The organism is Streptomyces umbrinus, assembly GCF_030817415.1.
In the GTDB taxonomy this organism is placed as follows: Bacteria; Actinomycetota; Actinomycetes; order Streptomycetales; family Streptomycetaceae; genus Streptomyces; species Streptomyces umbrinus_A.
In genome coordinates, this window is sequence record NZ_JAUSZI010000002.1 from 4,995,601 (window position 1) to 5,022,205 (window position 26,605).

20 protein-coding genes, 1 pseudogene and 1 riboswitch are annotated in these 26,605 nt (G+C 70.0%); of the genes and pseudogenes, 5 read left to right on the forward strand and 16 right to left on the reverse strand.

Annotated elements, in window-relative coordinates:
* Positions 1-180: 180 nt before the first annotated feature.
* Both QF035_RS21740 and QF035_RS21745 read left to right on the forward strand, forming a co-directional pair.
* Positions 181-951 carry an ABC transporter ATP-binding protein gene (locus QF035_RS21740; protein ID WP_307522114.1) on the forward strand — a complete coding sequence of 257 codons (771 nt, stop codon included), beginning with the start codon at positions 181-183 and terminating at the stop codon, positions 949-951.
* Positions 952-1,339: 388 nt separating this feature from the next.
* Positions 1,340-3,877 carry an ABC transporter permease gene (locus QF035_RS21745; protein ID WP_307522115.1) on the forward strand — a complete coding sequence of 846 codons (2,538 nt, stop codon included), beginning with the start codon at positions 1,340-1,342 and terminating at the stop codon, positions 3,875-3,877.
* 108 nt (positions 3,878-3,985) lie between these two features.
* On the opposite strand, the gene QF035_RS21750 is transcribed toward QF035_RS21745, so the two are convergent.
* The 9 genes and pseudogenes from QF035_RS21750 to QF035_RS21790 form a co-directional block, all read right to left on the reverse strand.
* Entirely contained in the window at positions 3,986-5,275 is a 1,290-nt protein-coding gene (locus QF035_RS21750) for an SAM-dependent methyltransferase (protein ID WP_307522116.1), read from the reverse strand.
* Between the two features lie 315 nt (positions 5,276-5,590).
* Positions 5,591-6,992 (reverse strand): annotated as a pseudogene (locus QF035_RS21755) (NAD(P)/FAD-dependent oxidoreductase).
* A gap of 435 nt (positions 6,993-7,427) precedes the next feature.
* On the reverse strand, positions 7,428-8,369 hold the full coding sequence (locus QF035_RS21760; RefSeq protein WP_307522117.1) for a Ppx/GppA phosphatase family protein: 942 nt from the start codon (positions 8,367-8,369) through the stop codon (positions 7,428-7,430).
* A 238-nt stretch (positions 8,370-8,607) separates the two neighbouring features.
* On the reverse strand, positions 8,608-9,129 hold the full coding sequence (locus QF035_RS21765) for a DUF501 domain-containing protein (RefSeq protein ID WP_307522119.1): 522 nt from the start codon (positions 9,127-9,129) through the stop codon (positions 8,608-8,610).
* 74 nt (positions 9,130-9,203) lie between these two features.
* Positions 9,204-9,680, reverse strand: coding sequence for an FtsB family cell division protein (locus QF035_RS21770; RefSeq protein WP_307522120.1), 477 nt, complete (start codon positions 9,678-9,680; stop codon positions 9,204-9,206).
* A 142-nt stretch (positions 9,681-9,822) separates the two neighbouring features.
* Positions 9,823-11,103 carry a phosphopyruvate hydratase gene (gene eno / locus QF035_RS21775; RefSeq protein ID WP_186001238.1) on the reverse strand — a complete coding sequence of 427 codons (1,281 nt, stop codon included), beginning with the start codon at positions 11,101-11,103 and terminating at the stop codon, positions 9,823-9,825.
* Between the two features lie 476 nt (positions 11,104-11,579).
* Complete coding sequence (locus QF035_RS21780) at positions 11,580-12,281, reverse strand: LysM peptidoglycan-binding domain-containing protein (RefSeq protein ID WP_307522121.1); 702 nt, start codon at positions 12,279-12,281, stop codon at positions 11,580-11,582.
* A 4-nt stretch (positions 12,282-12,285) separates the two neighbouring features.
* A riboswitch (cyclic di-AMP (ydaO/yuaA leader) is annotated at positions 12,286-12,456 on the reverse strand.
* Positions 12,457-12,681: 225 nt separating this feature from the next.
* The gene (locus QF035_RS21785; RefSeq protein WP_307522122.1) at positions 12,682-13,617 is read right to left on the reverse strand and encodes a transglycosylase family protein; all 936 of its coding nucleotides are present in this window, start codon (positions 13,615-13,617) and stop codon (positions 12,682-12,684) included.
* 211 nt (positions 13,618-13,828) lie between these two features.
* Positions 13,829-15,124 carry a cytochrome P450 family protein gene (locus tag QF035_RS21790; RefSeq protein WP_307522123.1) on the reverse strand — a complete coding sequence of 432 codons (1,296 nt, stop codon included), beginning with the start codon at positions 15,122-15,124 and terminating at the stop codon, positions 13,829-13,831.
* A gap of 193 nt (positions 15,125-15,317) precedes the next feature.
* On the opposite strand from QF035_RS21790, the gene QF035_RS21795 reads away from it, so the two are divergent.
* On the forward strand, positions 15,318-16,538 hold the full coding sequence (locus QF035_RS21795; protein ID WP_307522124.1) for a globin domain-containing protein: 1,221 nt from the start codon (positions 15,318-15,320) through the stop codon (positions 16,536-16,538).
* 115 nt (positions 16,539-16,653) lie between these two features.
* Here the strand turns inward: QF035_RS21795 and QF035_RS21800 are convergent, their stop codons facing one another.
* The 5 genes from QF035_RS21800 to QF035_RS21820 all read right to left on the reverse strand — a co-directional run bounded on the left by QF035_RS21800 (position 16,654) and on the right by QF035_RS21820 (position 22,973).
* Positions 16,654-17,670 carry a nucleoside triphosphate pyrophosphohydrolase gene (locus QF035_RS21800; protein WP_373466697.1) on the reverse strand — a complete coding sequence of 339 codons (1,017 nt, stop codon included), beginning with the start codon at positions 17,668-17,670 and terminating at the stop codon, positions 16,654-16,656.
* A 55-nt stretch (positions 17,671-17,725) separates the two neighbouring features.
* Complete coding sequence (locus QF035_RS21805) at positions 17,726-18,373, reverse strand: SurA N-terminal domain-containing protein (RefSeq protein WP_307522127.1); 648 nt, start codon at positions 18,371-18,373, stop codon at positions 17,726-17,728.
* A 234-nt stretch (positions 18,374-18,607) separates the two neighbouring features.
* Positions 18,608-20,089, reverse strand: coding sequence for a serine/threonine-protein kinase (locus tag QF035_RS21810; RefSeq protein ID WP_307531315.1), 1,482 nt, complete (start codon positions 20,087-20,089; stop codon positions 18,608-18,610).
* A gap of 38 nt (positions 20,090-20,127) precedes the next feature.
* The gene (locus tag QF035_RS21815; protein ID WP_307522129.1) at positions 20,128-20,745 is read right to left on the reverse strand and encodes a hypothetical protein; all 618 of its coding nucleotides are present in this window, start codon (positions 20,743-20,745) and stop codon (positions 20,128-20,130) included.
* Positions 20,746-20,909: 164 nt separating this feature from the next.
* Positions 20,910-22,973 carry an N-6 DNA methylase gene (locus QF035_RS21820; RefSeq protein ID WP_307522130.1) on the reverse strand — a complete coding sequence of 688 codons (2,064 nt, stop codon included), beginning with the start codon at positions 22,971-22,973 and terminating at the stop codon, positions 20,910-20,912.
* 192 nt (positions 22,974-23,165) lie between these two features.
* Here QF035_RS21820 and QF035_RS21825 point away from each other — a divergent pair, with 192 nt between their 5' ends.
* Entirely contained in the window at positions 23,166-23,879 is a 714-nt protein-coding gene (locus QF035_RS21825) for a hypothetical protein (protein ID WP_307531317.1), read from the forward strand.
* Between the two features lie 112 nt (positions 23,880-23,991).
* Complete coding sequence (locus tag QF035_RS21830) at positions 23,992-24,738, forward strand: hypothetical protein (RefSeq protein ID WP_307522131.1); 747 nt, start codon at positions 23,992-23,994, stop codon at positions 24,736-24,738.
* Between the two features lie 129 nt (positions 24,739-24,867).
* On the opposite strand, the gene QF035_RS21835 is transcribed toward QF035_RS21830, so the two are convergent.
* Complete coding sequence (locus QF035_RS21835; protein WP_307522132.1) at positions 24,868-25,611, reverse strand: N-acetyltransferase; 744 nt, start codon at positions 25,609-25,611, stop codon at positions 24,868-24,870.
* 137 nt (positions 25,612-25,748) lie between these two features.
* Positions 25,749-26,480 carry an HNH endonuclease family protein gene (locus tag QF035_RS21840; protein ID WP_373466698.1) on the reverse strand — a complete coding sequence of 244 codons (732 nt, stop codon included), beginning with the start codon at positions 26,478-26,480 and terminating at the stop codon, positions 25,749-25,751.
* Between the last annotated feature and the right edge of the window lie 125 nt (positions 26,481-26,605).

Genomic DNA, 26,605 nt, shown 5'->3' on the forward strand with positions numbered 1-26,605 from the left:
GAACCGTCGCCGATTCCCTCTCAGGGACGGACGTCATCCCCAGGTATGACACGGGCTCGCCGGGTCCGACCCAAGGCTGCCTTCGGAACCAGAACAGCGGGTGACTACACGGCGCCGATCGACGCCGACGATGGAACTGTCGTCCTCACTCGTCGTCGTACCGACAAGGAGCACCCTCCCGTGACCACCACGCCCCTCGCCGACCGTGCCACCACGGTGGCCGCCCGCGCCTCGGAACTGTCCAAGGTCTACGGACAGGGGGAGACCCAGGTGGTCGCCCTGGACCGGGTCTCCGTCGACTTCCGGCAGGCCGAGTTCACCGCGATCATGGGCCCCTCCGGCTCCGGCAAGTCCACGCTGATGCACTGCGTGGCCGGCCTGGACAGCTTCTCCTCCGGCTCGGTCCGCATCGGCGACACCGAACTCGGCTCCCTCAAGGACAAGCAGCTGACCAAGCTGCGCCGGGACAAGATCGGCTTCATCTTCCAGGCGTTCAACCTCCTTCCGACTCTCACGGCCCTGGAGAACATCACTCTTCCGATGGACATCGCGGGCCGCAAGCCGGACAAGGAGTGGCTCAACAACGTGATCCGGATGGTGGGCCTGGCCGACCGCCTCACCCACCGCCCCTCCGAGCTCTCCGGCGGCCAGCAGCAGCGCGTCGCCGTGGCCCGCGCGCTGGCCTCCCGCCCGGACATCATCTTCGGCGACGAGCCGACCGGAAACCTCGACTCCCGCTCGGGCGCCGAAGTCCTCGGCTTCCTCCGCAACTCCGTACGCGAACTGGGCCAGACCGTCGTCATGGTCACCCACGACCCGGTGGCCGCCGCCTACGCCGACCGCGTCATCTTCCTGGCCGACGGCCGCGTGGTCGACGAGGTGCACACCCCCACGGCGGACGCGGTCCTGGACCGCATGAAGCAGTTCGACGCGAAGGGTCGCACCAGCTAGGCGCGCTCTCCCTTTCTTGGGTTGCGTCCACTTCTTGCGTTCCGTCCGCAGGCCGTCAGTGGCTGATCGCGCAGTTCCCCGCGCCCCTGAAGGGCACGACTCGCGGCCCACCCCAAAGGGGCGCCCCCAGCCACCCTCGGGGGTGAAGGGGCTGCGCCACCGGGCCGCAGCAGCCGACGCTCGGGAGGGGACGGGTCGGGGTGTCCGCCCGCAGCGGCTGGCGTGTCAACTCGCTCCCCCTCTGAAAGCCACCGATTCCGCGCCAGACCGAGGACGGATATCCCCCGCCCCGGCCCCGCCCCCACGACGGCCTGGGCGCATCCCGCGCTCCGCACCGCAACGCCGTACACCACTCGCCGTACACCTCGTACACCTGGACTGAGAAGACATGTTCCGAACCGCCCTGCGCAACGTGCTAGCGCACAAGGCCAGGCTGCTGATGACCGTGCTCGCCGTGATGCTGGGCGTGGCGTTCGTCTCCGGCACCCTGGTCTTCACCAACACCATCTCCGACGCGTTCCAGAAGAGCTCGGCGAAGGGATTCGACCAGGTCGACGTCGCCGTCCAGCCCGAATCCGCGCGGGACGAAGGCGACAAGCTCGGCAAGGACCCGGAGCTCACCCAGGCGCTGCTGGACAAGGCCGCCAAGGCCCCCGGCGCCGAGTCGGCCATAGGCGTGGTCACCGGCTTCACCGCCATCGCCGACAAGGACGGCAAGCTGATCGGCGGCGGCTTCCAGTCGCAGGGCGGCAACTACTGGGGCGACAAGGACCCCCGCTACCCGCTCGACAGCGGCAAGGCCCCGACCGGCAAGAACGAGGTCGCGATCGACGCCGAAACGGCCAAGCGCGCCGGCTACAAGGTCGGCGACACCATCCGGATCTCGATCGACGGCCCGGTCCTCACCCCCACCATCACCGCCGTCTTCACCACGGACGACGGCAACGTCGCCGCCGGCGGCAGCCTCGCCGTCTTCGACACGGCCACCGCACAGCAGCTGTTCCACAAGACGGGCACGTACGACGAGATCGACGTGAAGGCGGCCCCGGGCACCAGCCAGACCGCCCTCCGGACGAGCCTCGACAAGGTCCTCCCGAAGGACACCGTCGACACCACGACGGGCCAGCAGCTCGCCGACGACCAGGCAGCCATGATCGAGTCGTCGATGAGCGGCCTCAAGACGGGCCTCCTGGTCTTCGCCGGCATCGCCCTGTTCGTCGGCACGTTCATCATCGCCAACACCTTCACCATGCTGGTGGCCCAGCGCACCAAGGAACTCGCGCTCCTGCGCGCGGTCGGCGCCTCGCGCAAGCAGGTCACCCGCTCCGTACTCCTCGAAGCGTTCGTGGTCGGCACGGTCGCGGCCGTCACGGGCCTGATCGCCGGCATCGGCATCGGCGCGGGCCTGCGCAGCCTGATGGGCATGCTGGACGCGACCGTCCCGGCGGGCCCGCTGGTCATCTCCCCGGGCACGGTCGTCACGTCGTTCGCCGTCGGCATCCTGATCACGATGCTCGCCGCCTGGCTCCCGGGCCGCCGCGCCGCGAAGATCCCCCCGGTCGCGGCGATGAGCAGCGTGCACGCGGCGGCGACGACCAAGTCGCTCGTCCTGCGCAACACCCTCGGCGCCCTGTTCTCCGCGGCGGGCATCGCGGTGGTCCTCTTCGCGACGACGATGGAGGGCTCGGACGGCCAGGCCCCGATGGGCATGGGCGCGGTCCTGCTGATCATCGGCGTCTTCATCCTCACGCCCCTCCTGTCCCGCCCGCTGATCGCCGCCGCGGCCCCGGTCCTGCGCATCTTCGGCGTCTCGGGCAAGCTGGCCCGCCAGAACTCCGTACGCAACCCGCGCCGCACGGCCGCCACCGCCTCCGCGCTGATGATCGGTCTCACGCTCATCACGGGCATGACGGTGATGGCGGGCAGCCTGCAGACGTCGATCGACAAGATGGCCACCGCCGCGCTGAAGGCGGACTACGTGGTGTCGATGGCGAACATGAACTCCCTGTCGCCGGACGTCGAGAAGAAGCTCGACAAGGTGAAGGGCGTCACCGCCACGAGCCCCATGCGCAACGCGCCGGCCCGCATCGACGACCAGACCGAGTACCTGACGGGCGTGAAGGGCGCCACGATCGGCGAGCTGACCGACCTGAAGGTCGACAACGGCTCCTTCAAGGTCGGCGGCACGCAGGTCGTCGTGGACGACGAGACGGCCAAGGACCGCGGCTGGAAGGCCGGTTCGACGTTCACGGCCTCGTTCGAGGACGACAAGAGGCAGCGGCTGACGGTCGCCGGGATCTACGAAGGCAACGAACTCATCCGGGGCATCCTGATCGACACCGCGACGCTCGCCCCGCACCAGGCGAACCAGGCGGACCCGGCCGACATGCAGGTCATGGTGAAGACGTCGGGCGGCCCGTCCGACGCGACCAAGGACAGCCTGGAGAAGGCGCTCGGCGACAACCCGGCCATCAAGGTCCAGGACAAGAAGGACGTCTCGAACGAGATCGCGCAGATGTTCACGCTGATTCTGAACATGCTGTACGGCCTGCTGGCGATGGCGGTCATCGTCGCCGTCCTCGGCGTCATCAACACCCTCGCGATGTCGGTCTTCGAGCGCTCGCAGGAGATCGGCATGCTCCGCGCGATCGGCCTCGACCGCAAGGGCATCAAGCGGATGGTCCGTCTGGAGTCCCTGGTCATCTCGCTCTTCGGCGGCGTGCTCGGCGTGGGCCTGGGCGTGTTCTTCGGCTGGGCGGCCGGTGAACTCCTGGCCGGCAAGATGCCGACGTACGAACTGGTCCTGCCCTGGGGCCGGATGGCCGTCTTCCTGCTCCTGGCGGCAACGGTCGGCATCCTTGCCGCCCTGTGGCCGGCCCGTCGTGCGGCGCGCCTGAACATGCTGTCGGCGATCAAGTCGGAGTAACGCTCAACGCAAAGCAGCAATAAGTTGGGGCCCGTTCCGAAAGGAACGGGCCCCGACTCCGTACCGCCGCCAAACACAAAAGGCGGCCAGAACCCCCAGCTCGTACCCCTAATTCCAGTTACGAGCCCGAAGAGGCATCCCCGACGCCCCCGACTCGGGCGTCCGAACCGCCAGCACCTGGTTCACCCCGATCCGGTTCCGCTCGAAGGCGAGGGCGGAGGCGGCCATATAGAGCCGCCAGACCCGGGCCCGGCCGGGGCTGGTGAGCCGGACGGCGTTCGGCCAGTCCGCCTCCAGGTTGGCGACCCAGCGGCGCAGCGTGAGCGCGTAGTGCTCGCGGAGCGACTCGACGTCGCGGACCTCGAACCCGGCCGTCTCCAGCCGGCTCACGGTCCCGCCGATCGGAGCGAGTTCGCCGTCCGGGAAGACGTACGCGTCGATGAACTCGTCGATCTCGTACGCCGATTCGTCGCGCCGGGGCCGGCGCCCGATCTGGTGGTTGAGGAGCCGTCCGCCCGGTTTGAGCAGGGCGAACAGGTCCCGCGCGTACTCCAGATAGCGGTCGCTCCCGACGTGTTCGGCCATGCCGATGGAGGAGATCGCGTCGTACGGACCGTCGGTGACGTCGCGGTAGTCCTGGACGCGGATCTCGATCCGGTCGGTCAGACCCTCCTCCGCGACGCGCTTACGGGCGTAGGCGGCCTGCTCCTGGGACAGGGTGACGCCGACGACGCTCACGCCGTACTCGCGGGCCGCGTGGATGGCCATCGAACCCCAGCCGCAGCCGACGTCGAGCAGCCGCATGCCCGGCTTCAGATCGAGCTTGCGGGCGACGAGCCCGAGCTTGTCGCGCTGGGCGTCCTCGAGTGTGCCGTCCGGGGAGTCCCAGTAGGCGCACGAGTAGACCATGGACGGCCCGAGGACGATCTCGTAGAAGTCGTTCCCCACGTCGTAGTGGTGGCTGATCGCCCGTCTGTCGCTGCGCTTGGTGTGCAGGTGGGAGCGTCTGCGCACCTCCTCGCGGGGCGGGGCGGGGGGCAGTGGCGGCCCCGCCATCCGTACGAGCCCCCACACGGCGGCCCGCACCTCGGGGTCCCGCAGGGCCTCGCGCAGGGTCCGGGCGTCCTCGCCGCGCTCCCACACCAGCTCGGCCATGACGTCCAGGACGGCGTACAGATCGCCGTCCACGGTCAGGTCCCCGGCGACCCAGGCACGGGCCATGCCCAGTTCGCCAGGCTTCCAGAGCAGCCGGCGCAGGGCCCGGCGGTTCCGTACGACGAGTACGGGGCTCTCGGGCGGGCCCGCCTCCGAGCCGTCCCAGGCGCGAATGCGCACCGGGAGCGGGGCTCCCAGCAACTGCTCCATCAGCGCCTTCAGCCGCAGCGCCGCGTCCTGCATGACGCACACCTCCGTGACGACGGATCCCACAGACTCCAACACCACGTAAACACCAACGGGGCCGATGCGCAGTCCCACCAAAGCGTTACTTCTGAGCAAAATACATGCAGCGAACACGCAAACCACGGCCCTGACCGCCACTTACTAAGGGGCTCCGCCCCCGAACCCCCGCGCTCCCAGGTTTTTAGGGGCGCGGGGAACTGCGCGACCAGCCACAACGAACCCGCACCCGAAATCGCAAGAAAACGCCGAAGGGGGCCGCCCGCACCACGGATGGCGGGAGGCCCCCTTCGGGGTGGAGCAGGTGACCGGAGGTCAGGAGGCCTTGGCCTTCTCCTCGGTCTTGGCGAGCGACGGCTCAGCCTTCGCGGCAACCGCCGGCGCCGGCTTCGCAGCCTCGTAGAACTCCTCACGAGGAGTCTCCATGGCCCCGAGCGACACAACCTCACGCTTCAGGAACATCGCAAGAGTCCAGTCGGCGAAGACACGGATCTTACGGTTCCACGTCGGCATGGCCAGCCCGTGGTAACCCCGGTGCATGTACCAGGCAAGACGACCCTTGAGCTTGATCTTCATCCTGCCCATGACGATCATCGCGACGCCCTTGTGCAGGCCGAGCCCCGGCGACCGCACCCTTGTTGGCGTGGCTGTAGTCCTTCTGCGGGAAGCCCCGCATACCGGAGATCACGTTGTCACCGAGGACACGGGCCTGCCGCAGCGCGTGCTGCGCGTTCGGCGGGCACCAGGCGTTCTCGTTGCCGGCCTTGCGGCCGACGAGGTCAGGCACCTGGGCGTTGTCGCCGGCGGCCCAGACGTAGTCCGTGCCCTGCACCTGGAGCGTGGTCTGCGTGTCCACGTGACCACGGGGACCGAGCGGCAGGCCGAACCGGGAGAGCACCGGGTTGGGCTTGACGCCGGCCGTCCACACGATGGTGCTGGAGTCGACCTCCAGGCCGTTCTTCAGCACCACGTGACCGTCGACGCAGGAGTCCATGGAGGTGGAGAGGTAGACCTCGACCCCACGTCCTTCGAGGTGCTCCTTGCCGTACTGGCCGAGCTTCGGGCCGACCTCGGGAAGGATCTTGTCCGCGGCGTCGACGAGGATGAACCGCATGTCCTCGCGCGACACGTTGTTGTAGTACTTGGCCGCGTCCCGGGCCATGTCCTCGACCTCGCCGATGGTCTCCGCGCCCGCGAAGCCACCGCCGACGAAGACGAAGGTGAGCGCCTTGCGCCGCACATCCCCGTCCGTCGTGGAGTCGGCCTTGTCCAGCTGCTCGAGCACGTGGTTGCGCAGGCCGATGGCCTCCTCGATGCCCTTCATACCGATGCCCTGCTCGGCGAGGCCGGGGATCGGGAAGGTGCGCGAGACCGCGCCCATCGCGATGACGAGGTAGTCGAAAGGCAGCTCGTACGCCTCACCCACGAGGGGGGCGATCGTGGCGACCTTGCGGTCCTGGTCGATGGTCGTGACCCGGCCGGTCAGAACTTCCGCCTTGGGCAGCACGCGTCGCAGCGGGACGACGACGTGCCGAGGCGAAATGCTGCCGGCGGCGGCTTCGGGGAGGAAGGGCTGGTAGGTCATGTACGACCGGGGGTCGACGACCGTGACGGTCGCCTCGCCGTAGCGCATCTTCTTGAGAATGCGCCGAGCTGCGTACAGGCCTACGTACCCACCGCCTACTACGAGGATCCTGGGACGCTCCGTGGTGCTCATGCCATCGAGTATCCACCTGCCCCAGGGGGGTCGCTCGTGCGCCCCTTCACAAGCTTCTTCACACCCTCTGCTACACTGCGCGGCCCACGTGAGCGAGGTCATGGTCCGACAGGGGAACCAGCGCCTGGTGCGGGCCGTTGTCAATGCCGCGTGAGCTGCCGCTCCGGCTGTTCGACCCCTCTGAACCAGCCCCCTTTTTCATACGATCGCAGCACTCGCGGAACACCCTGTTGATCATGCTCCGGAGCCTCCCAGGGGCCCCGGGCGACCCGAAGGGACGAAAACCTCGCCCAACAGGGCCGATTCTCTTGTGAAGAACTTCACGAAGTTTTCCGACGGGACGTTCCCGAGGCCGTTTCCAAGACCGTTCAGAGGCCTTCTGAGGCGCTCATACGTCTCCCGACCTGCTCAGTCGAGGGGCGGTCCAGGCCGGCTCTAAGCCACGGACCACGCGATCCCGTCGAGGATGTCGTGCTCGCTCACGACCACCTCGTCCGCCCCGATCCGCTCCATGACCGAGAGCAGCACGAGGGCGCCGGCACCGATGACGTCCACCCGGCCCGGGTGCATCGAGGGGATCGCGGCACGCTCGGCATGGGTGGCGGACAGCAGCCGCTCGGTGATCTCGCGGACGCGGTCATAGGAGACCCGGGAGTGGTGGATGGCCTCGGAGTCGTACTCCGGAAGGTCCTGGGCGATCGCCGAGATGGTGGTCACGGATCCGGCGAGCCCGACGAGCGTACGAGCCGCGCGCAGCGGCACCGACGGCTCGGCGAGGTCGAGGGCCGCCTCGATGTCGGCGCGGATCGCCTCGATCTGCTCCCGCGCGGGCGGGTCGCTGACAACGCCGTCGTGCACGAGGTGCCGTTCCGTCATCCGTACGCAGCCGATGTCGACCGAGCGGGCGGCGCGGACGTGGTCCTCGCCCACGACGAACTCCGTGGAGCCGCCGCCGATGTCCACCACGAGGTAGGGCTTGGCGAGGTCGTCCCGCCCCGTCAGCTCCTTGGTGGCGCCCGTGAACGAGAACTCCGCCTCCTGGTCGCCGGAGATGACCTCGGGCTCGACGCCCAGGATGTCGAGGACTCCTCGTACGAACTCGTCGCGGTTCTCTGCGTCGCGGGAGGCGGAGGTCGCCACGAAGCGGAGTCGCTCCGCGCCGTGTTCCTTGACGATCGCCGCGTACTCGCGGCAGGCCGCGAAGGTCCGCTCCAGCGCTTCCGGCGCCAGTCGGCCCGTCCGGTCGACGCCCTGGCCCAGGCGGACGATCGTCATCCGTCGGTCCAGGTCGACGAGTTCCCCCGTCGCCGGGTCCGCGTCCGCGACGAGCAGGCGGATCGAGTTGGTACCGCAGTCGATGGCGGCGACGCGAGTCATGAGTGGTGGTCTCCTGTTGCGATCGTGGCTCCGGGGGCGCCCGAGCATTCTCTCGCCCCCGCCGCCCCTACCCGTTCCCATCCCTGACTCAGGGGCTCCGCCCCCGAACCCCCAAAAGACTGCGCAGTTCCCCGCGCCCCTAGGTCTTCAGGGGCGCGGGGAACTGCGCGACCAGCCACAACGAACCCGCACCTCACTACGAACCCACAGCCCCCAGCCAATGGCAGCGAGGCCCGATTCAGCCCTCCGTGGGCACCACGCACGCCCCCTTGCGCCACCACTCCGGCAGCAGCGCGAGCGCCTCGTCGCCCAGGGGGTTCACGCCCGGCCCGGCGGCCAGGGAGTGCGCGACCAGGACGTGGAGGCACTTCACCCGGTCCGGCATACCGCCCGCGCTCGGGAAGCCCTCAAGCACCTCGATGGAGTCGCGCCGAGCGATGTAGTCCTCGTGCGCCGCCCGGTACGCGGCCGCCAACTGGGGATCCGTGGCGAGCCGGTCGGTCATCTCCTTCATGACCCCGTTCGCCTCCAGCGTCCCGATGGCGGAAGCCGCCCGCGGACACGTCAGGTAGTAGGTCGTCGGGAAGGGGGTCCCGTCCGGGAGACGGGGAGCCGTCTCGACGACGTCCGGCTGCCCGCACGGACAGCGGTGCGCGATCGCGCGCAGCCCGCGCGGCGGCCGCCCGAGCTGCTGCTTGAAGGCCTCGACGTCCGCGTCGGTGGGCTCGGTGCGCGGGGTGGGCGGCGGGGGCGTTTCCATGCCTGTGGGTAAGTCTCTCTAGTCAGTTCTCTGAGTGGATCACCGGCGAATCACCGGCTGGATCACCTGTCGGGTCACCTGTCGGCGGCGTCTGCCTTGTCGACGCCGTCCCAGACGTTGGCATACCAGGCCCGGTCGGCCGCCGTCTGATCCGTACGCGTCTTCTTCGCCGCGTCGGGGTCGATCACGATGTAGCCGGTCTCGCCCGGCATCACGTAGTGGAGCCGCTCCCGGATGCGCTGCTCGGCGTACGCGTCGTCCTGCCACCGTGCCTTGAGGTCGCGCAGCTGCTCGACGCGCTCGCGGGCCTGTTCCCGCTCGCGCTGGAGGTCGGCGACCTCCGCGCGCTGGGAGACGTACTGCCTTATGGGATAGGCGAGAGCCACCACGAGCGTGCACAGGACGAGGGCGAGGAGTGCCGCCCGGCCGGTGAGCCGTGAGCGGCGGGCCTGCCGCTTGGTCTGCGAGCGGTAGACACGGGCTGCGGTCTGCTCACCGAGCAGCCGCAGCCTGGTCGAGGTGGAGAACCGGTCGCGGTCCTTCACGGCCATCTGTCCCGCCTCCCCGGTACAAACCCGTCGAGTACACCGAGCCCGTCGGGCCCGTCACGTGCGTACGTCCCCGCACACGGTACGGGACCGAGTACGGGGACGTACGTACGACGGGGCTGTCACCCCGGCCGAAGGGCTGCGCTCAGCCCTTGAAGCGCGGGAAGGCCGAACGGCCCGCGTACACCGCCGCGTCGTCGAGGATCTCCTCGATGCGCAGCAGCTGGTTGTACTTGGCGACGCGGTCCGAGCGGGCCGGGGCGCCGGTCTTGATCTGGCCGCAGTTCACCGCGACGGCGAGGTCGGCGATCGTGACGTCCTCGGTCTCGCCGGAGCGGTGGGACATCATGCACTTGAAGCCGTTGCGCTGGGCCATCTCGACGGCGTCCAGGGTCTCGGTCAGCGAGCCGATCTGGTTGACCTTGACGAGCAGGGCGTTGGCGGAGCCCTCCTCGATACCGCGGGCGAGGCGCTCCGGGTTGGTGACGAAGAGGTCGTCGCCGACGATCTGGACCTTGTCGCCCAGCTTCTCGGTGATGACGTTCCAGCCGGCCCAGTCGTCCTCGTACAGCGGGTCCTCGATGGAGACGAGCGGGTAGGCCGCGACGAGCTCCTCGTAGTACTCCGTCATCTCGGCGGCGGAGCGCTCCTTGCCCTCGAAGAGGTACTTGCCGTCCTTGTAGAACTCGGAGGCGGCGACGTCGAGCGCGAGAGCGACCTGCTGGCCGGGGATGTAACCGGCCTCCTTGATCGCGTCGAGGATCAGGTCCAGGGCCTCGCGGTTGGAGCCGAGGTTCGGGGCGAAGCCGCCCTCGTCGCCGAGGCCGGTGGACAGACCGCGGCTCTTCAGGACCTTCTTGAGGGTGTGGTAGACCTCGGCGCCCCAGCGCACGGCCTCGGAGAAGGACTCCGCGCCGATCGGGGCGATCATGAACTCCTGGATGTCGACGTTGGAGTCGGCGTGCGACCCACCGTTGAGGATGTTCATCATCGGGACCGGCAGCAGGTGCGCGTTCGGTCCGCCCAGGTAGCGGAAGAGGGGGAGGTCGGACGCCTCGGACGCGGCGTGGGCGACGGCGAGCGAGACGCCGAGGATGGCGTTGGCGCCGAGCGAGCCCTTGTTGTCGGTGGCGTCCAGGTCGATCATGGCCTGGTCGATGAGGCGCTGCTCGGTGGCGTCGTAGCCGACGAGCTCCGGGCCGAGCTGCTCGATGACGGCGAGGACGGCCTTCTCGACACCCTTGCCGAGGTAGCGGTTGGGGTCTCCGTCACGGAGCTCAACAGCCTCGAAGGCACCTGTGGAGGCGCCGGACGGAACGGCGGCACGACCCGTGCTGCCGTCGTCGAGGCCGACCTCGACCTCGACCGTGGGGTTGCCTCGGGAGTCCAGGATTTCCCGGGCTACGACGACGTCGATGGACGGCACGAGCATCTCCTTCTGGGATGTGACGCAAGCTGTTCCGGGCCGAAGGCCCGGTTGGGTGCGGACCTGTGGTGGCCCCGCGGCATGAGCCTAACCGGCTGCCGGGGTTCGGCCAGCCCTCGACCGCCTCCTGGACAGAACCGAGAGTAAATTGTTTCCGAACGGAACAAAGCGAGAGGGAAGCGCGAGGGAAGCAGAGAGGGAAGAACAAGGGGAGCGTGGGAACGAAAAAGCCCCGCCCCGGTGCGTACGGGGGAACACGCACCGGAGCGGGGAGCCCGTGGGGGACGGGGGTGGCCCTCACGAGGCCTCCACTATGGGGGACACGGATGTGAGGGCGCTGTGGTTCAGCCGCGATTCGATTGTGGGCCGGAGATCCGGCTGATCCGGAGATCCCGCCGAGGCTGAGCGGCCAGGGCCTCGGCCGGGACGTGACGTGCCGTCCGGACAATCGAAGTGGGGGTCGCGGCCGACGGGTGTCAGCTGAGGTGCAGCTGCTGGCCCGGGAAGATGAAGTCGGCGTCGTCGACGATGTCGTCGTTCAGCTTGTACAGCTTCTGCCAGCCGCCCTTGACGTTCTTCTTCTCGGCGATCTCGCTGAGGGTGTCACCCTTGACGACCTTGTACTCGCCGTCGCCCTTCTTGACCTTCTTGCCGGTCGGGGTCTCGACGGTCTTCTTCGCGGTCGAGCGCTCCTGGGAACGCGAGGCGCGCTCCTCGGAGGACTTGGTGCTCTGCTGCTGCTGAGACTGCGAGGTGCTCTGGCCGGAGTTGCCCGAGTTCGAGGGAGCCGGGGCGCCACCGGTCGAGGCGCCGGACAGGCCCACGCCACAGCTCGGCCAGGCACCCTTGCCCTGGCCCGCGAGGACCTTCTCGGCGACGGCTATCTGCTGGGACTTGGAGGCCTGGTTGGCCGTGGAGGCGTACGCCGTGCCGCCGTACGCGGCCCAGGTGGAGGCCGAGAACTGCAGGCCGCCGTAGTAGCCGTTGCCGGTGTTGATCGACCAGTTGCCGCCGGACTCGCACTGGGCGACGGCGTCCCACTCGGAGGCGGTGGCGGCGGAGGCCCCCGTGGCGCCCATCAGCGGGACGGCGACGGCCGCGGTGGTGACACCGGCGAGCGTGGCGATACGGGTGGCCTTGGACGGGCGGCGGTGCTTGCCCTTGCCGGAAAGCAGCATGAAGTGATCCCCTCACCGACGCCTGCGAGGTGAGCTGTCGGGTTCGGGCCGAGTGAGTTGCCCGGCCGCGCGACACTGCTGTCACGCGGCTTAACCCCAAGCCGTACCTGGCCTCAACGACCGGGTCCGGCACTTACCTTGGGTCCCCCGCTCCTGCCTACGGCGCTTGACGCGACGACTGTTCCCGTACGGCCGCTGGCAGGATTCGGCGTTGCGACCGTCGGGGCTCACCAGTGGCGAGCGGTCACGACCGTAGACACGCGATCCGCCGAATTTCAAAGACGATCAGGCTCTTGAGATCCATGTCTCACTTTCACCAAATCGGACATTCAGCGCGAACTACCGCTGTTTTTCGCCCGATTCGACGCCTTGATGACCACATGGCACCTCGCGCGGACCGCTACTTGTCCGCCATCCGCAGGCCGTCCACATCGAGGCTCTGACCGGGGATGATGAAGTCCGGGTCGTCACCGATGGCTTCCTTGTTCTCGGCGTAGAGCGCCCGCCATCCGCCCTCGACACCAAGGGAGTCGGCGATCCCCCAGAGACTGTCTCCGGAACGCACGGCGTACGAACCCTCGGCGGCGACGCGCGACTCGCTGTCGCCGCGCGAGGCGTGCCGGCCGGCGGAGTCGTCCGCGCGGGAGTCGGTGGCACCTTCGTCGGCACTGCCACCCCGGTGACGACCGGAGCCGGTGTCTTCCGTTCCGGAACCCTCGGCCGAAGCCTCCCCGTTCTGGGACGACTTGTCCGGGTCGTCACTCTTTGCGGCGGCATCCGTGGAGGAGCTGTCGGAATCCTGTGAGTCGGCGCTGTCGCCGCTACCGCTGGACAAGTCGGACGAACTGGATGAACCAGACGTGTCGGACTTCGTCCCGCTGCTGTCGTCCCCCATGCCCAAGCCGGACAACGGAGTCGGGGAGTCGTCCGCGACCCCCGTGTCGACGTCGGCCGAGCCGGAGTTCTGCGTCAGACCCGCGACGAGACCGCAGGTCGCCCAGGCGCTCGTGCCCTGCTTCGCGAGGATCTTCTCGGCGACGGATATCTGCTGCGAACGGCTGGCCTGGTCGGCGCTCGGCGCGTAGTCGAGGCCGCCGTTGTCCTCCCAGGTCTCCTGGGTCATCTGGAGGCCGCCGTAGTACCCGTTGCCGGAGTTCGCGCTCCACGAGCCGCCGCTCTCGCACTCCGCGACCGCGTCCCAGGTGGTACCGCTTGCGGCGCTCGCGCCGGTCGCACCGAGCAGAGGGATCGCGATGGCCGACCCGGTCACGCCCGCCGCGACGAGGAGAGCCGGAGCCTGACGGGGGCGACGGTGACGACCGTTCCCGGAGAGCATGCGGTTGCCTTTCGCGTGACAGCAAGGACTGCGCACAGCGCACAGCCGACGACTGCGCTTGTGACTGCTGCGGCGGGTGGGACCGGCCGCATTGATGGGTGAACGTATAGGCAGTCGAACTCTTGTCACAAGTCGATGCAGCGCAGATAACGTGAAGATCACAAACTTGACGGAGTCTCATGTTCCGTCGACTCCGTCTGCTAGCCACCCGCTAGTCCGTACGCACCTTCCCGGAAGGGGCGAACTCCACCGGAAGCGTGCGCAATCCGCGCATGATGAGCCCTCCACGCCATCGCAAATCGGCGGAATCGCCCGCGAGTTGCAGGTCGGGGAGGCGGGTGAGCAGCGTGGCCAGCGCGGTCTGGCCCTCCAGCCGGGCGAGGGGTGCGCCGAGGCAGTAGTGGATGCCGTGGCCGTAACCGAGGTGCTGGTTGTCACGTCGGGAGAGGTCCAGGGTGTCGGGCTCGTCGAACCGGGCGGGGTCACGGTCGGCGGCGGCCAGCACGACGAGTACGGGGTCGCCGGCGGCGATGTCCTGCCCGCCGATGCTCAGCGGCTCGGTGGCGAACCGCCAGGTGGCCAGTTCCACGGGTCCGTCGTAGCGGAGCAGTTCCTCGACACCGGTCGCGAGAAGGTCCGTACGGCCGGCCGCGAGCGAGTCCTGGAGCTGCTGCCGCTGCTCGGGGTGGGTGAGCAGCGCGTATGTGCCGTTGCCGATCAGGTTCACGGTCGTCTCGAACCCGGCGAACAGGAGGATGAAGGCCATCGCGGCGGCCTCGTTCTCGGTGAGGTGCTCGCCGTGGTCGGAGGCCCGGATGAGACCGGAGAGGAGGTCCTCGCCCGGGGCGGGCACCTCCGTCAGTTCCTCGCGCTTGCGGTGGATGAGCTCGGCGAGATAGCCGCGCATCTTCTTCACGGACCGCGCCACGCCCCCGCGCGGCCCTCCCCCGTGCCGGATCATCATCCCGGCCCAGTCGCGGAAGTCGTCCTGGTCCTCGCGCGGGACGCCCAGGAGATCGCAGATGGCGTAGATGGGGAGCGGAAAGGCGAACTCGTGGATGAGGTCGGCCTCTCCCTTCTCCACGAACCCGTCGATGAGCCGGTCGGTCAACTCCTGCACCCGGGGCGCGAATTCGGCCACCCGCCGAGGCGTGAACGCCTTGCTGACGAGCCGTCGGAGCCTGGTGTGGTCCGGCGGGTCGATATTGAGGAGGTGCGTCATCAGCTCGGCCTTGCGCTCGCCGGGGATGCCGGTCTTCCCCTTCGCGTGCGCGGGCTCGTCGTGATGGGCGGGGTTCTTGCTGAGCCGGCCGTCGGCGAGGGCCTGCTTGGCATCCGCGTAACGGGTCACCAGCCAGGCCTCGACTCCGCTCGGGAGTTTCGTCCGGTGCACGGGGGCGTGCTCCCTGAGCCAGGCGTACGCCGGGTAGGGGTCGGTCGCGAACTCCCAGGTGAAGAGTTCCGGGGCAGGTTCCCCTGCGGGAGTCCGAGCAGGTGTTTCCGTCACTCCTCGACCGTATCGGGAGGGGTGGTGAAAGCCGCCTCGGTGGGTGGCGAGGGTCGGCCCGGTGCCGTCGTGGCCCGCCTCGACTGCTCTCCGATCCGGGCTTCACTCCGCAGCTTGCGTTGTTCGTCCCGGAACATCCCTGAATCACTTGCTCCTTGACCCCGTGAGCCGGAAACTCCATACATTCGCGCCCGTGGACCCCGATCTCGTCCGGACCAGTTTCGCGGTCGTCGAAAGACGAGCCGAATTCGCGGCCAAGTACTTCTACTCGCACCTCTTCTGGCACCACCCCGATGTCCGCGCCCTGTTCCCGCTGGATTTCCCGGAGGACATGGAACGTCAGCGGGACCGTCTGTTCGCCGCGTTGACGCTTGTCGTGGGGCGGCTGGGGGAGCCTGGGATGCACGAGTATCTCTGGGAACTGGGGCGGGACCACCGGAAGTATCTGGCGCAGCCGGAGCACTACGCGGCGGTGGGCACGAGCCTGATCGCCGCGTTCGCCACCGTCTCCGGGGCGGCGTGGAACACGGAGGTGGAGAAGGCCTGGGACGAGGCGTACGCCGTGATCGCGGACGCCATGATGGACGGCGCGTGGGAGGCGGAGAGCCGGGGCGAGCCGCCCTGGTGGGACGCCGAGGTGCTCGGCCGCACCAGCCACGGGGACGACCTCGCCGTGCTGAAACTGCGCCCCAATCGCTCCCTCCTTCATCTGCCCGGCCAGTACGTGAGCGTCAACAGCCCTCGGATCCCGGGCGTCTGGCGCCCCTACTCCTTGGCCAACGCGCCGCGTCCCGACGACACCGTCGACTTACATGTCAGCCTCGTCGAGGACGGTGTCCTGTCCACCGAGCTCGTCCGCCGCACCCGACCGGGCGACGTCCTGAAGCTCGGCGCGCCCGGTGGCCGGTTGACCCTCCGTACGCCGGTGCAGCGGCCCGTCACCTTCATCGCCGCGGGCACCGGGTGGGCTCCGGTCAAGGCGCTGCTGGAGCAACTGGCGTGGGAGCCGGGCTCGTACGACGAGGCCCGGCTCTTTGTTGTCGCCCGGGACACCACGTACCTCTACGACCGGGCCGCGCTCGGGGAGTTATGCACGCGGCTGCCGCATCTCGACGTCACGGTCATAACGCCCGCGCCCGGCCGGCCGAAGGCCCAGGCCACCGGCCGGCTGCTGACGGCTCTGGGCAACCGGGCCAACTGGGCCCGCCACGACATCTATCTGGCCGGTCCGCCCGGGCTGGTCGACGAGACCGCCGAGGCTCTCCCCGCTCTCGGCGCCGACCCCGAGCGCGTCTTCTGCGACGACCTGCCACCCACCGACCAGGGCCAGGCCCGCCCGCTCGGCCCGGGCCAATGGCTCCTCCACCGGCCCCGTCCGCACTGGCACAACCCGTCGGCGCGCTCACCGGACTGAGCCCGCCCTGAGCGCCCCCAAGGGGCGCGGGGCGATGTCGATATGCGGCTCCGCCGCGTGGGCGCGATCAGCCACCGACGGCCCGCAGGTATCGAACGGTCTTCCGGCGGAACGCTCAGCTCTCTGCCGGCAGGCCATCGGTCGGTCGGCCTTCGCGCACTCGTATCGCGTCCCGGTAGGCCCGCGCGGCGGCTCTGAGCGCCGCCTCAGGGTCCACGCCCTCCGTCTCGGCGCGTACCGCCAGTGCCAGTAGTTCGTAGCCGACGCCCTCGCCCTCAGGCAAGGGCACTTCCAGTCCCGCCGTGCGTGCGCGGGATGCCAGCTTGGCGGCGAGTGCGAGGCCCGGCTGACCGAGCGGGACGCCCTCGGTCACGGATGTCCGCTGCTTCTCGACGGCCTTGGTGCGCAGCCAGTGCTCCTTGACCTCCTCGGGGGTCGAGGCGGTCTCGTCGCCGAAGACGTGCGGGTGGCGGTGGATGAGCTTGGTGACGATGCCGCCCGCCACGTCGTCGATGGAGAAGGGCTCGTCATCGTCCTCTGGGCCGCCTTCCTCGGCGATCCGGGCGTGGAAGACGACCTGGAGCAGAACGTCGCCGAGCTCCTCGCGCAGTTCGTCGCGGTCGCCCTCCTCGATGGCCTCGACGAGTTCGTACGCCTCCTCGATGCCGTATTTCGCCAGGCCCTTGTGGGTCTGCTGGGAGGACCAGGGGCACTCGACGCGGATGCGGTCCATGACCTGGACGAGGTCGAGGAGGCGGGCGCCCGGGAGGTCGTACGACGCGGGGAGCAGTTCGAGGTCGGGCATCCGGACACGCCCGGAGCCGGCCAGCCGGGCCAGGCCGTCGGTCAGGCGCGGCTCGCCCTCGCCGGTGGCCACGACGACGACCGTGTGCCCGCCGGCGCAGGCGTCGACCAGGTCCTCGGCGGTCGGCGCGGACTCGTCGACCTGGATGCCCGCCTCGCGCAGATACGGCAGCTGGGGGTGCGTGCCGTCCGCGCACAGGACGCGGTCGGCGCCTTGCAGCGCCTGCCAGGCGGGCCAGGACAGGAGTCCGGGCGCGACTCGGTGGCTGGTGGTGAGCAGGACGATGCGCCCCGGGCTGGATGCGTTCACACACCGAACGTAACCCACGCCACTGACATCAAGGTCACGTGCCGTGAGCGAAGAAGGATCAGGAACGGACCGGCTACGCCGTTTCCTTGCTTCCCGACGGGGTTACCTCGCGCAGCCAGGGCAGCTTGGCGTCGACGCGGCTGCTCTTCTCCACGTCCCAGTCGCCGTAGCGCGGGTTCAGGTCGACGCCCAGCTTCTTGGACGCCTCGGACAGTGCCTTCCAGAAGGCGGGCTGGCTGGTGTCCGTGCCGAGTGCGGAGGCGAGCTTCTGGGCCTCGATCTGGACGCGGAGGTTGTCGTCGAGCCGCTCGGGCGCGACGCCGTACTGCTGGAGCCAGGCCACTTCCAGCGCCTTCGAGTCGCCCGCCTGCTTCTCCAGTTCGCCGCGGAAGCTCTGGACCTCCTTGCGGGTGACGGTCACACCCGCGTCCTGTGCGGCCCGGTGCAGGACGCGGTCGAGGACCATGACGTGCAGGGTGTCGCGGGTGAGGCCGCCGGACTTGGCGATGGCCTGTTCGTACTGCGCTTCACCCGTGGTGGCCGCCCGCTGCGCGGACCGTACCTCGTTCACCCGGTTCTCCAGCTGGGAGACGGTGATGCGGTCGCCGCCGACGACGGCCGCGGCACCGGGATGCGCGTCGTTGCCGCACGCGGTGAGGAGGGGGGCCGCGGTGACGAGCGCGGCGGAGAGGAGGAACGCGGTGCGACGGCGGCGGTGCAAGGAGACCTCCTGTAGGAGCGCAAAAAACAGGTGCGGCGCGCAGCGCCTCCACCAGGGGCGGTGGTCGGGCGACGGGCGGGCGCACAAAGTCTTGCGGTGATCGATGGTAGGCAGGGGACCGGCTCTCGGCCACCCATTCGACCCAACGATTCGCCAGGACTTCGGGCACCGTCCCCTGGCCGTCTCCACCCTCACGCCGCACAGCGGCCCCGGCCGGTGGTCGCGGGCAGGCGGTCAGCCGCGGACCTGGCCCAGCCATTGCAGGGTGCGGCTGATCTCCGCGACCAGCGGATGGCCGGGGCCCCGCAGCCGTTCGACGTCGTACTGGAGGCGGGCCAGGGTGTCGTGGGCGGCGGCGCGGTCGCCGAGGGCGAGCAGCAGGTGACCGATGCGGCGGCGGACTTCGAAGGAGAGCTCGGCGTCCTGGGCGACGTACTGGTTCTCGTAGTACGGGAGCAGCGCGCGGTACTCGGCGAGGGCGGCGGCCGGTTCGCCGAGCTGTTCCAGGCACTGGGCGGCCTCGTAGCGGAAGCGCAGGGACTGCGGGTCGGCCTGGCCCGCCTCGGCGGCGCGTTCGTCGGCGAGGTGGCGCAGTTCGGGCAGGGCGCGGCGGTACTGGCCGTCGTCCATCAGCGTGGCCGCGTACTGCTTGCGCAGGGTGCGGACGACGGGTGAGTGCTCGCCGTGCTGGGCGGCGGCGGCCGGGAGGATGCCGCCGAGGATGTCGACGGCCTGCGTGATGCGGCCCTCGCCGAGGAGGCGCTTGACCTCGTCGACGGCTCCCGCGACGTCGGGCTTCTCGGCGGCCGGGGTCGCCTGCGGCTGGGCCGCGGGGGTCCTGGCGCGGTCCGGCCAGGGGGCGTGCGGGCGCAGGAAGGGGCGGGTCGGGTCGAGCGGGCCGCCGGACGGGACCCCGCGCGCGGGGAGCAGCGGCAGCAGTTGCTCGTACGTCTCCTGTGCGGAGTCGGGGCGGTGCTGCGGGTCCTTGGACAGCAGCCGCAGCACGAGGGCTTCGAGCGCTTCCGGGACCTCGGGGCGCAGACGGCGGACCGGGAGGGGAGGTTCGTAGAGGTGACGGTGGAGCACGCCGAGGGCGGTGGAGCCCGAGAACGGCACGTCTCCGCTGAGGAGTTCGTGCATCAGCACCCCGAGCGCGTAAAGATCCGTGTACGGGCCGACGGCGCCGCCCATCGCCTGCTCGGGTGCCATGTAGGCGGGCGAGCCGATGGGTGAACCGGTGTGCGTGAGGCGGGTGGTGTCCGTGTCCATGACCGACGCGACGCCGAGGTCGAGGACGGTGACCGTGCCGTCCTGCTTGACCATCACGTTCCGCGGCTTGAGGTCGCGGTGGACGATCGGCACGGCGTGCACCGCGGACAGCACGGCACAGAGCTGCGCGGCGACCGAGACGGCCCACTGCCAGGGGTACGGGTCGTGTTCGGCGAGGTGGTCGGAGAGGTCGGCGCCGTCGACGTACTGCATGACGAGGAACAGCTCCTCGCCCTCGCTGCCCGCGTCGTGGACGGTGACCAGGCCGGGGTGGTCGACCTGGGCGGTGACGCGGCACTCTCGCACGAAGCGGCGGCGCAGTTCGTCGGCCTCGGCGCCCGCGACCTTGTCGGGGCGCAGCAGCTTGACGGCGACGCGCCGGTCGAGGCGCTGGTCGTACGCCGTCCACACCTGGCCCATGCCGCCCTGACCGATGAGCGTGGACAGTTCGTAGCGGCCGGTGATCACACGTCCCGGCGCCACGGTCACCTGCCGTCCTCGTGCTTGCGGAGATAGTCACTCAGCTCGTCGAGCTCGGCGCGCACCTGGTCGATCCTGGCCGGCGCGGGGCGCTGCGGCTGGGGCGGCGGGGTCGGGGTCGGCGTGCCGGGCTGGGGCGTTGCGGGCTGCGGTATCGGCGCCATCGGGGGCACCGGGGTGTGCGGGCCCGTCGCGGCGTTGTACGGCGACTGCTGCTGCGGGTAGCCGTACACGGGCGACGGGGGCTGCTGGTGCTGCGCGTATCCCGCTGTCGCGTAGCTGAGCTGGTGGAAGTGCTTGATGTCCGCCGAGAGGTAGTACGCGATCACGACCACGAGCGAGCCGAAGAGCAGGGTGAGACCCAGCCAGCCGCCGACGGTGTGGACCTCGTCGCCGGGCTCGGTGCCGAGCAGGACGAGTCCGAGGACCTCGGCCGCGAGGGTGGCCACGAACAGGCCCCAGTCGAGCGACTTCCGGGTCACGAGTGCCAGGCGCAGCATCATCGTCCAGCCGAGCAGGCCGAAGCTGCACACCGAGATCACCACGAAGAACACGCGCAGGAAGACCAGCAACCCGGTCGAGGGTGGCGGCTTCACCGGCTGCGCCTGGCCGTGGCCTTGCATGGTTGCTCCTGGAGGCCTGATGAGGACGGACGAAGGTCGGACGGACGACGGACGGAGGACGAACCTACGAGTTGGAAGTCCGAGCGTATAGGCCGACAAGGACAACTGTTCCCGGGTTGTACCGAACCGTTGTCGTGCTGATCACTCCGACCGCCCCAACCGTCTCAGCCGGGCTCGACAGTGCCGTCCGTCAGGCCGTCGTACATGCCGCGGACCAGTTGCTCGCCGAGGCGGCCGGCCAGCCGTAGTGCCTCCTCGAACTCGGCGAGCGCCCGGAACCGTTCGCCGTACGTGCGCTGCTGGTCCAGTGGCAGCCGGGGCACCTGGAGGCGGCGGACGTCGAGGCGGGTCGCGGTGGACGCGTAGCTGCTGGCCTGCCGGTTGTTGGCGGTGCCGCGCAGGAAGCCGGCGAGGAACCACGGGTCGATGGCGGCCGGGTCGGGCCGCAGCAGCGCGAGGTTGCGGCCGAGGGCGGCGCCCGCCGTCGCCTCGTCGACCACGCGCGCGATGGCGCCGCCGCCGAGTACGGGAACGACGACGTCTCCGGGCTCGGTGAGGACGGGTTCCTCGTCGCTCTCGGGCAGCGTTCCGGAGGGCGCTGTTCCGGCGAGGACGTCGTGGTCGGTGAGGACGGGCACGCGCGCGTGGCCGCCGTTTCCGCCCGTACGAAGCTGGAGTGCGCCCCCGCGCGCGAGTTCGCCGATCGCGGTGAGCGGCCAGCGGGTCGGGGGGCGCGGGTCGGCGGCGGGCGGGGTGAGGTCGCCGGTGCGGCGGAGGGTCTCACCGAGGCGCTCGCGTACGTCGGCGAGTTGCTCGGCTCCGCCGCCCGCCGCGGGGGGCGGCAGATGGCGGGCCGGGGCCAGGTCCACGTCGTCGTCGAGGAGTTCGATGACCGGCAGCGAACGGCTGAGTCCCGGCTGTTCGGGCGCGGTGCCGGTGCGGTCGAAGGGGCGCCAGGCGTCGAGGACCGCCGCACGCACGGACTGCCAGTCGAGGCCGCCGCGGCTGTCGGCCGTGAACGCGCCGGTGTCGGCGAGCAGCACCTCGGGCTGTGCGGGGTGCGCCGTGAGTGCGGGCCTGCGCAGCACCCACAGGTGCAGCGGGAGGTTGTACGGGGGTGCCGCGCCCGGCGGCAGGGCGATCACCGCGCGGAGGGCGCCGCGGCGCAGCAGGTCGGCGCGGATACGGCGGCCGGAGCGGCGGGAGGCGGCGGCCGGGGGCATCAGGAGGACGGCGATGCCGCCTTCCCTGAGGCGGGCCAACGCGTGCTGGACCCAGGCCAGTTCGGACTCGGTGCGGGCCGGGAAGCCGTACTCCCAGCGGGGGTCGTAGGCGAGCTCGTCGTGGCCCCAGTTGCGCTCGTTGAACGGCGGATGGCAGAGGACCGCGTCGGCACTGAGGGTGCCGTACGCGTCGTCGCGGAGGCTGTCGGCGGTGGCGGTGCGCACGGTCGTCACGGTGGCCTCGGCGTGGAGGGCGAGGCGCAGTGCGGTGAGGGCGGCCAGTTCGGGGGCGCTGTCCTGGCCGTACAGGTACTGGTCCTCGATGCCCAACGCGCCCTGCGCGGCGGCCACCGCGCGCAGCAGGGCGCCGGTGCCGCACGCCGGGTCGAGGACGGTCCGGGCGGGGCCCGCGAGGTCGGCCATCAGTGCGGCGAGGCCGGTCGGTGTGAGCGTGTACTGGCGCGGATTGGCGTCGAGATGCCTTCGGAGCAGGAACTCGTACGCCTTTCGGGTGCCCAGCTCGGCCGCGAGGTCGGCGGCGCCGCGCAACAGGGGGGCGGACGGGAGCAGTTGGGCGGCGGTCGGCGTGTCCACGGCCCGTTTGCGGACCAGGCCGAAGCGCGGGGTGAGGACCTGGTCGAGAGGCGAGGGCAGCAGTTCGGCGAGGCGCGCGTCGGAGCCGGCGCTCAGCTCCAGCCAGACCGTCGGGCGGTCGTTGACGAGCAGGAGCGCGCAGCCGACGTGGACGAGGGCGGTGACCGGGCCCTCCGGATGACCGGCGAGCTGCTGCCATACGCGCTCCCGCAGGGGCACCTCGGCGAGCTTGCCCTGGGTGCGCAGCCAGGTCTCGACCTCGGTGAGCGCGAAGGAGGGGCTGGTCTCGGTGCCGCCGACGGGTTTGGGGAAGTCGGCGTGGCGGCGCCGCCAGTTGCTGACGGCGGCCCTGCCGACTCCGGCGAGCCTGGCGATTCCCGCCGCGGTGACCTCTGTCCCGTTCTCCTGCACGCCGCCCGGCTCCCCTCGTCCTGGTGTGTGGCGTCGAGCATACCGACGCACGCGACAACGACCCATTCACGGCCGTGTACTCACACTTCTACGTGGATCGCGTTGACTCGGTTCACAGGCTCTGCTGTGATTGACCCATCGGATGAACGGCTGCCGAAAGCGGCGGCCGTCACCTCTGGGGAGGGGACCGTCATGGGCGCCAAGGGCAAGATCGCGCTGGGGGTTGTCGTGAGTGTCGTCGTCATCGGCGCGGTGTCGGCGAACGCGGGCGACGACGGGGACAGCGGTTCCGGCGGCAACGGCAAGGACTCCGCGGCCTCCGCGGAGCCCGAGTCCGGCACGAGGTCCGACACCAAGGCGGACGCGGACACCAAGAAGGACGCCAAGGCGGACAAGGCCGAGAAGAAGGCGGCGTTCCAGGGCGACGGCGACTTCGAGGTCGGCACCGACGTCAAACCCGGCACCTACCGGACCACAGGCAACACGGACAGCCTCTGCTACTGGGAGCGCGCCAAGAATGCCTCGGGCGAGATGGGCTCGATCCTCGCCAACGACAACGTCAGCGGCACCAGCTACGTGACGATCCCGGCGGGCGACAAGCTCTTCAAGTCGAGCGGCTGCAAGGACTGGGAGGCCGTCGACGCGAAGGCGACCGGCACACCGGCCGCGTCGGTCAAGGGCAACGGCGGGATGCACAGAGTCGGCGTCGACATCGCTCCCGGCACCTACAGGTCCACCGGCAACACCGACGACCTCTGCTACTGGGAGCGCACCAAGGACGCCTCGCACTCCATGGAGTCGATCGTCGCGAACAACAACGTGTCCGGCACGGCCGTCGTGACCGTCGCCGCCGGCGACGCGTACTTCAAGACCACGGGCTGCAAGGACTGGAAGAAGACCGGCTGACACCAGGCGCCTTCTCTCCACCGCTCTTCGCGCTTTCGCGCCCTCTCCTCTTCTCCTCCTCTCTCTTTTCTTCTCTTTTCTTCTCTTCACCTCGACACTTCAAGGAACTGTCATGCGTCGCACCGCACTTGCCGCTCTCTGCCTCGCCGCCGCGACCGCCGTCTCGCTCACCGGCTGTCTGCCCGGGGAGGACACGGCGGACAGCAAGCCGAAGGGCCCGTTCGCCGGGCAGACCGGCGGCGAGATCGCCGACCAGGCCGTGAAGGCCACCTCGAACGCCTCGTCGCTGCGCATGAAGGGCGACATCAAGGACGACGACGGCAGCCGCGTCGGCCTGGACATGGCCCTCGACAGAAAGGGCGAGTGCGCGGGCACGATGAGCGCGAACGGCCAGGGCAAGGCCAACCTCGTCAAGACCGGCGACACCCTCTACATGAAGTACGACGAGAAGTTCCTGCGCGCCCAGAGCGACGGCGCGTCCAGGGAGGAGACCGACGGGGTGGTGGCCATGCTGGCCGGGAAGTGGACCAAGATGTCCGCGACCGGTTCGGACGCCAAGGACATCGCGAGCTTCTGTGACCTAGACACCGTGCTCGCGGACTTCCAGGACGTCAACTCCGACGCCACCCGCGGCGGGACGACCACGGTCGACGGCACCCCGGCGATCGTCCTGCACGAGAAGGACGGCAAGGACACCTACACGCTCTACGTCGCCACCGAGGGCAAGCCCTACCTGCTGAAGGTCGTCAGCAAGTCCGCCGAGGACCCGGGCACGGTCACCTTCGGCGACTTCGACACCCCGGTCCCGGCCGAGAAGCCCGCGGGCAAGGTCATGGACCTGGACGAGATGGGCGGCTGACGGAACACCGCCCGGGCCGACGGGGCGGAGGGAAGCCGATGGGGCGCGCCTTCAGGGGTGCGCCCCAAAGGCATGCCCATCCGCGCGCAGGCACGCGTCTCGTCGGCCCCGCAAGGCCCCTGCCGCGCCTCAAAGCACGTGCCGCACCCACACGTTGGGCTCGACGTACACCGCGTACCCGCGTCGCGGCTCGCAGTGCACCGGCACCAGCGCGCCGGGCACCTCGATCCGGCCCTCCTCGTCGAAGGGCAGCCCCGTCCACGCCCGCCACTCGTCGAGCGACGCCGCCACGGTCATCGACGCCGGCGCCACCGCCTCGATACGCGCGCCCGCCCTGACGTGGACCCGCAGCCACGGGTCGTGCGGCAGCCCGTCGCCGCGCGTCCGGAAGGCGTACTCCGCCATCTCCGTACGCGGTTCCAGATGCTTCGCGCTCGGGCGCACCGGGGCGACGACCTCGTCGAAGCCCTGAGCCCGGGCGTTGTCACGCATCGCGGAGAGCATGCGGCCCGACAGGCCGGTGCCCTGGGCGTGCGGGGCGACGACGATGGAGATCGCGCTCACCGTGTCGGGTGTGACGTCGTGGCGCCGGTCGGAGAACGCCCACACCAGCACCTCGTCCCAGCCCCGCGCCGGCAACTCGCCGCGGTCCTGGTCCGCGAGGGCGAACGGCACGCTGTAGGCGTGCGCGACCACGTCTCCGCGCTCGTCCTCGGCGAACAGCACGTACTCCGGCAGCTCGGTGGCGATGCGGCCGTAGTGCGCGTTGCCGACAGGGTCGTTGCGCAGGAACTCGGGCCAGGTGTCTGCCATCCCCGTCACCTGGTCGTACATCTCGGGCCGCTCGGCGAGGCTCGATACCTTCAGCTCCATGCGGGACACGGTAGGCGTCGACCCGGACGGTGCGGAACGGATTTATCTCCGCGGATCCGGCCCGACCACGCGCGCCACCCCACTCGGCCCGCCCACTTCGCTCAGCCCGTTCAGCACCCTCAGCCCGTTCAGTACCCTCAGCCCGCGTGGAACCGCTTCGGCGCCTGTGTCGATGTCCCCCCGGAGGGGAGTTTCTGCCCCGGGCAGCCGGACAGCACCCGCTTCATGGCGTCCCTTTCGGCGGCGGTGACCCACAGCTCGTACTTCTTCTTCACGGCCACCTGCCGGGCCACATACGTGCAGCGGTACGCCTTGTGGGGCGGGAGCCAGGTCGCGGTGTCCCCGTCGCCCTTGCTGCGGTTGCGGCCGGCGTCGACGGCGAGGAGGTTCAGCGGGTCGTTGGCGAGCGCTATCCGCTTGCTCGCGTCCCACTTCTGGGCGCCCTTCTGCCAGGCGTCCGACAGCGCGACGAGATGGTCTATGTCGACCTCACTGCGGCCCCCTCGCACGAAGGTGACGTCCTTGTCGGTGTACGGGTCGGGGTCGAGTGTCCCGGAGCTCACCTGGCAGTCGCCGTCGCTGAACTTCACCTCCTTCAGGTCCCGTTTGAGTACGTCGTCGCGGGTGTCGCAGCCGTTCGAGTCGGTGTCGGCCCAGGGGCTGCCGAACTTGTCCCGGTCGTATCCCGTCATGGGTGCCCGCCCCTTGACGGTCAGTCCGTCGACGGCGGTGAGGGCGGCTCCACCGGCGTCCGTGCCCGCGCCCGCCGCCGAGTCCTCGGGGCCGGCGGAACCCGGTGCCTCCACGGTGCAGCCGGTCGCGGCGAGCAGCAGTACCGCGGCTCCGGCGACCCTGGTCCAGAGCGTCACGGCGCTCCCTCCCCTTGCTTGCCCCAGTCCGCCCTGAGCGGGCGGTTTCCCTGGGCCTCACCGTACTGGCGGAAAGGGTGGCGCAATAACAGGCAGGGAACGGACTTCGTCGGACTTCAACGGGC

Excerpts from the sequence above, each read along its gene's own strand:
- QF035_RS21770 (WP_307522120.1), bottom strand. The coding sequence starts at position 9,680 with ATGGCCGTGAAGGACCGCGACCGGTTCTCCACCTCGACCAGGCTGCGG.
- QF035_RS21765 (WP_307522119.1), bottom strand. The coding sequence starts at position 9,129 with ATGGAAACGCCCCCGCCGCCCACCCCGCGCACCGAGCCCACCGACGCG.
- QF035_RS21830 (WP_307522131.1), top strand. The coding sequence starts at position 23,992 with ATGCGTCGCACCGCACTTGCCGCTCTCTGCCTCGCCGCCGCGACCGCC.
- QF035_RS21750 (WP_307522116.1), bottom strand. The coding sequence starts at position 5,275 with ATGCAGGACGCGGCGCTGCGGCTGAAGGCGCTGATGGAGCAGTTGCTG.
- QF035_RS21815 (WP_307522129.1), bottom strand. The coding sequence starts at position 20,745 with ATGCAAGGCCACGGCCAGGCGCAGCCGGTGAAGCCGCCACCCTCGACC.
- QF035_RS21780 (WP_307522121.1), bottom strand. The coding sequence starts at position 12,281 with ATGCTGCTTTCCGGCAAGGGCAAGCACCGCCGCCCGTCCAAGGCCACC.
- QF035_RS21835 (WP_307522132.1), bottom strand. The coding sequence starts at position 25,611 with ATGGAGCTGAAGGTATCGAGCCTCGCCGAGCGGCCCGAGATGTACGAC.
- QF035_RS21825 (WP_307531317.1), top strand. The coding sequence starts at position 23,166 with ATGGGCGCCAAGGGCAAGATCGCGCTGGGGGTTGTCGTGAGTGTCGTC.
- QF035_RS21785 (WP_307522122.1), bottom strand. The coding sequence starts at position 13,617 with ATGCTCTCCGGGAACGGTCGTCACCGTCGCCCCCGTCAGGCTCCGGCT.
- QF035_RS21745 (WP_307522115.1), top strand. The coding sequence starts at position 1,340 with ATGTTCCGAACCGCCCTGCGCAACGTGCTAGCGCACAAGGCCAGGCTG.
- QF035_RS21760 (WP_307522117.1), bottom strand. The coding sequence starts at position 8,369 with ATGACTCGCGTCGCCGCCATCGACTGCGGTACCAACTCGATCCGCCTG.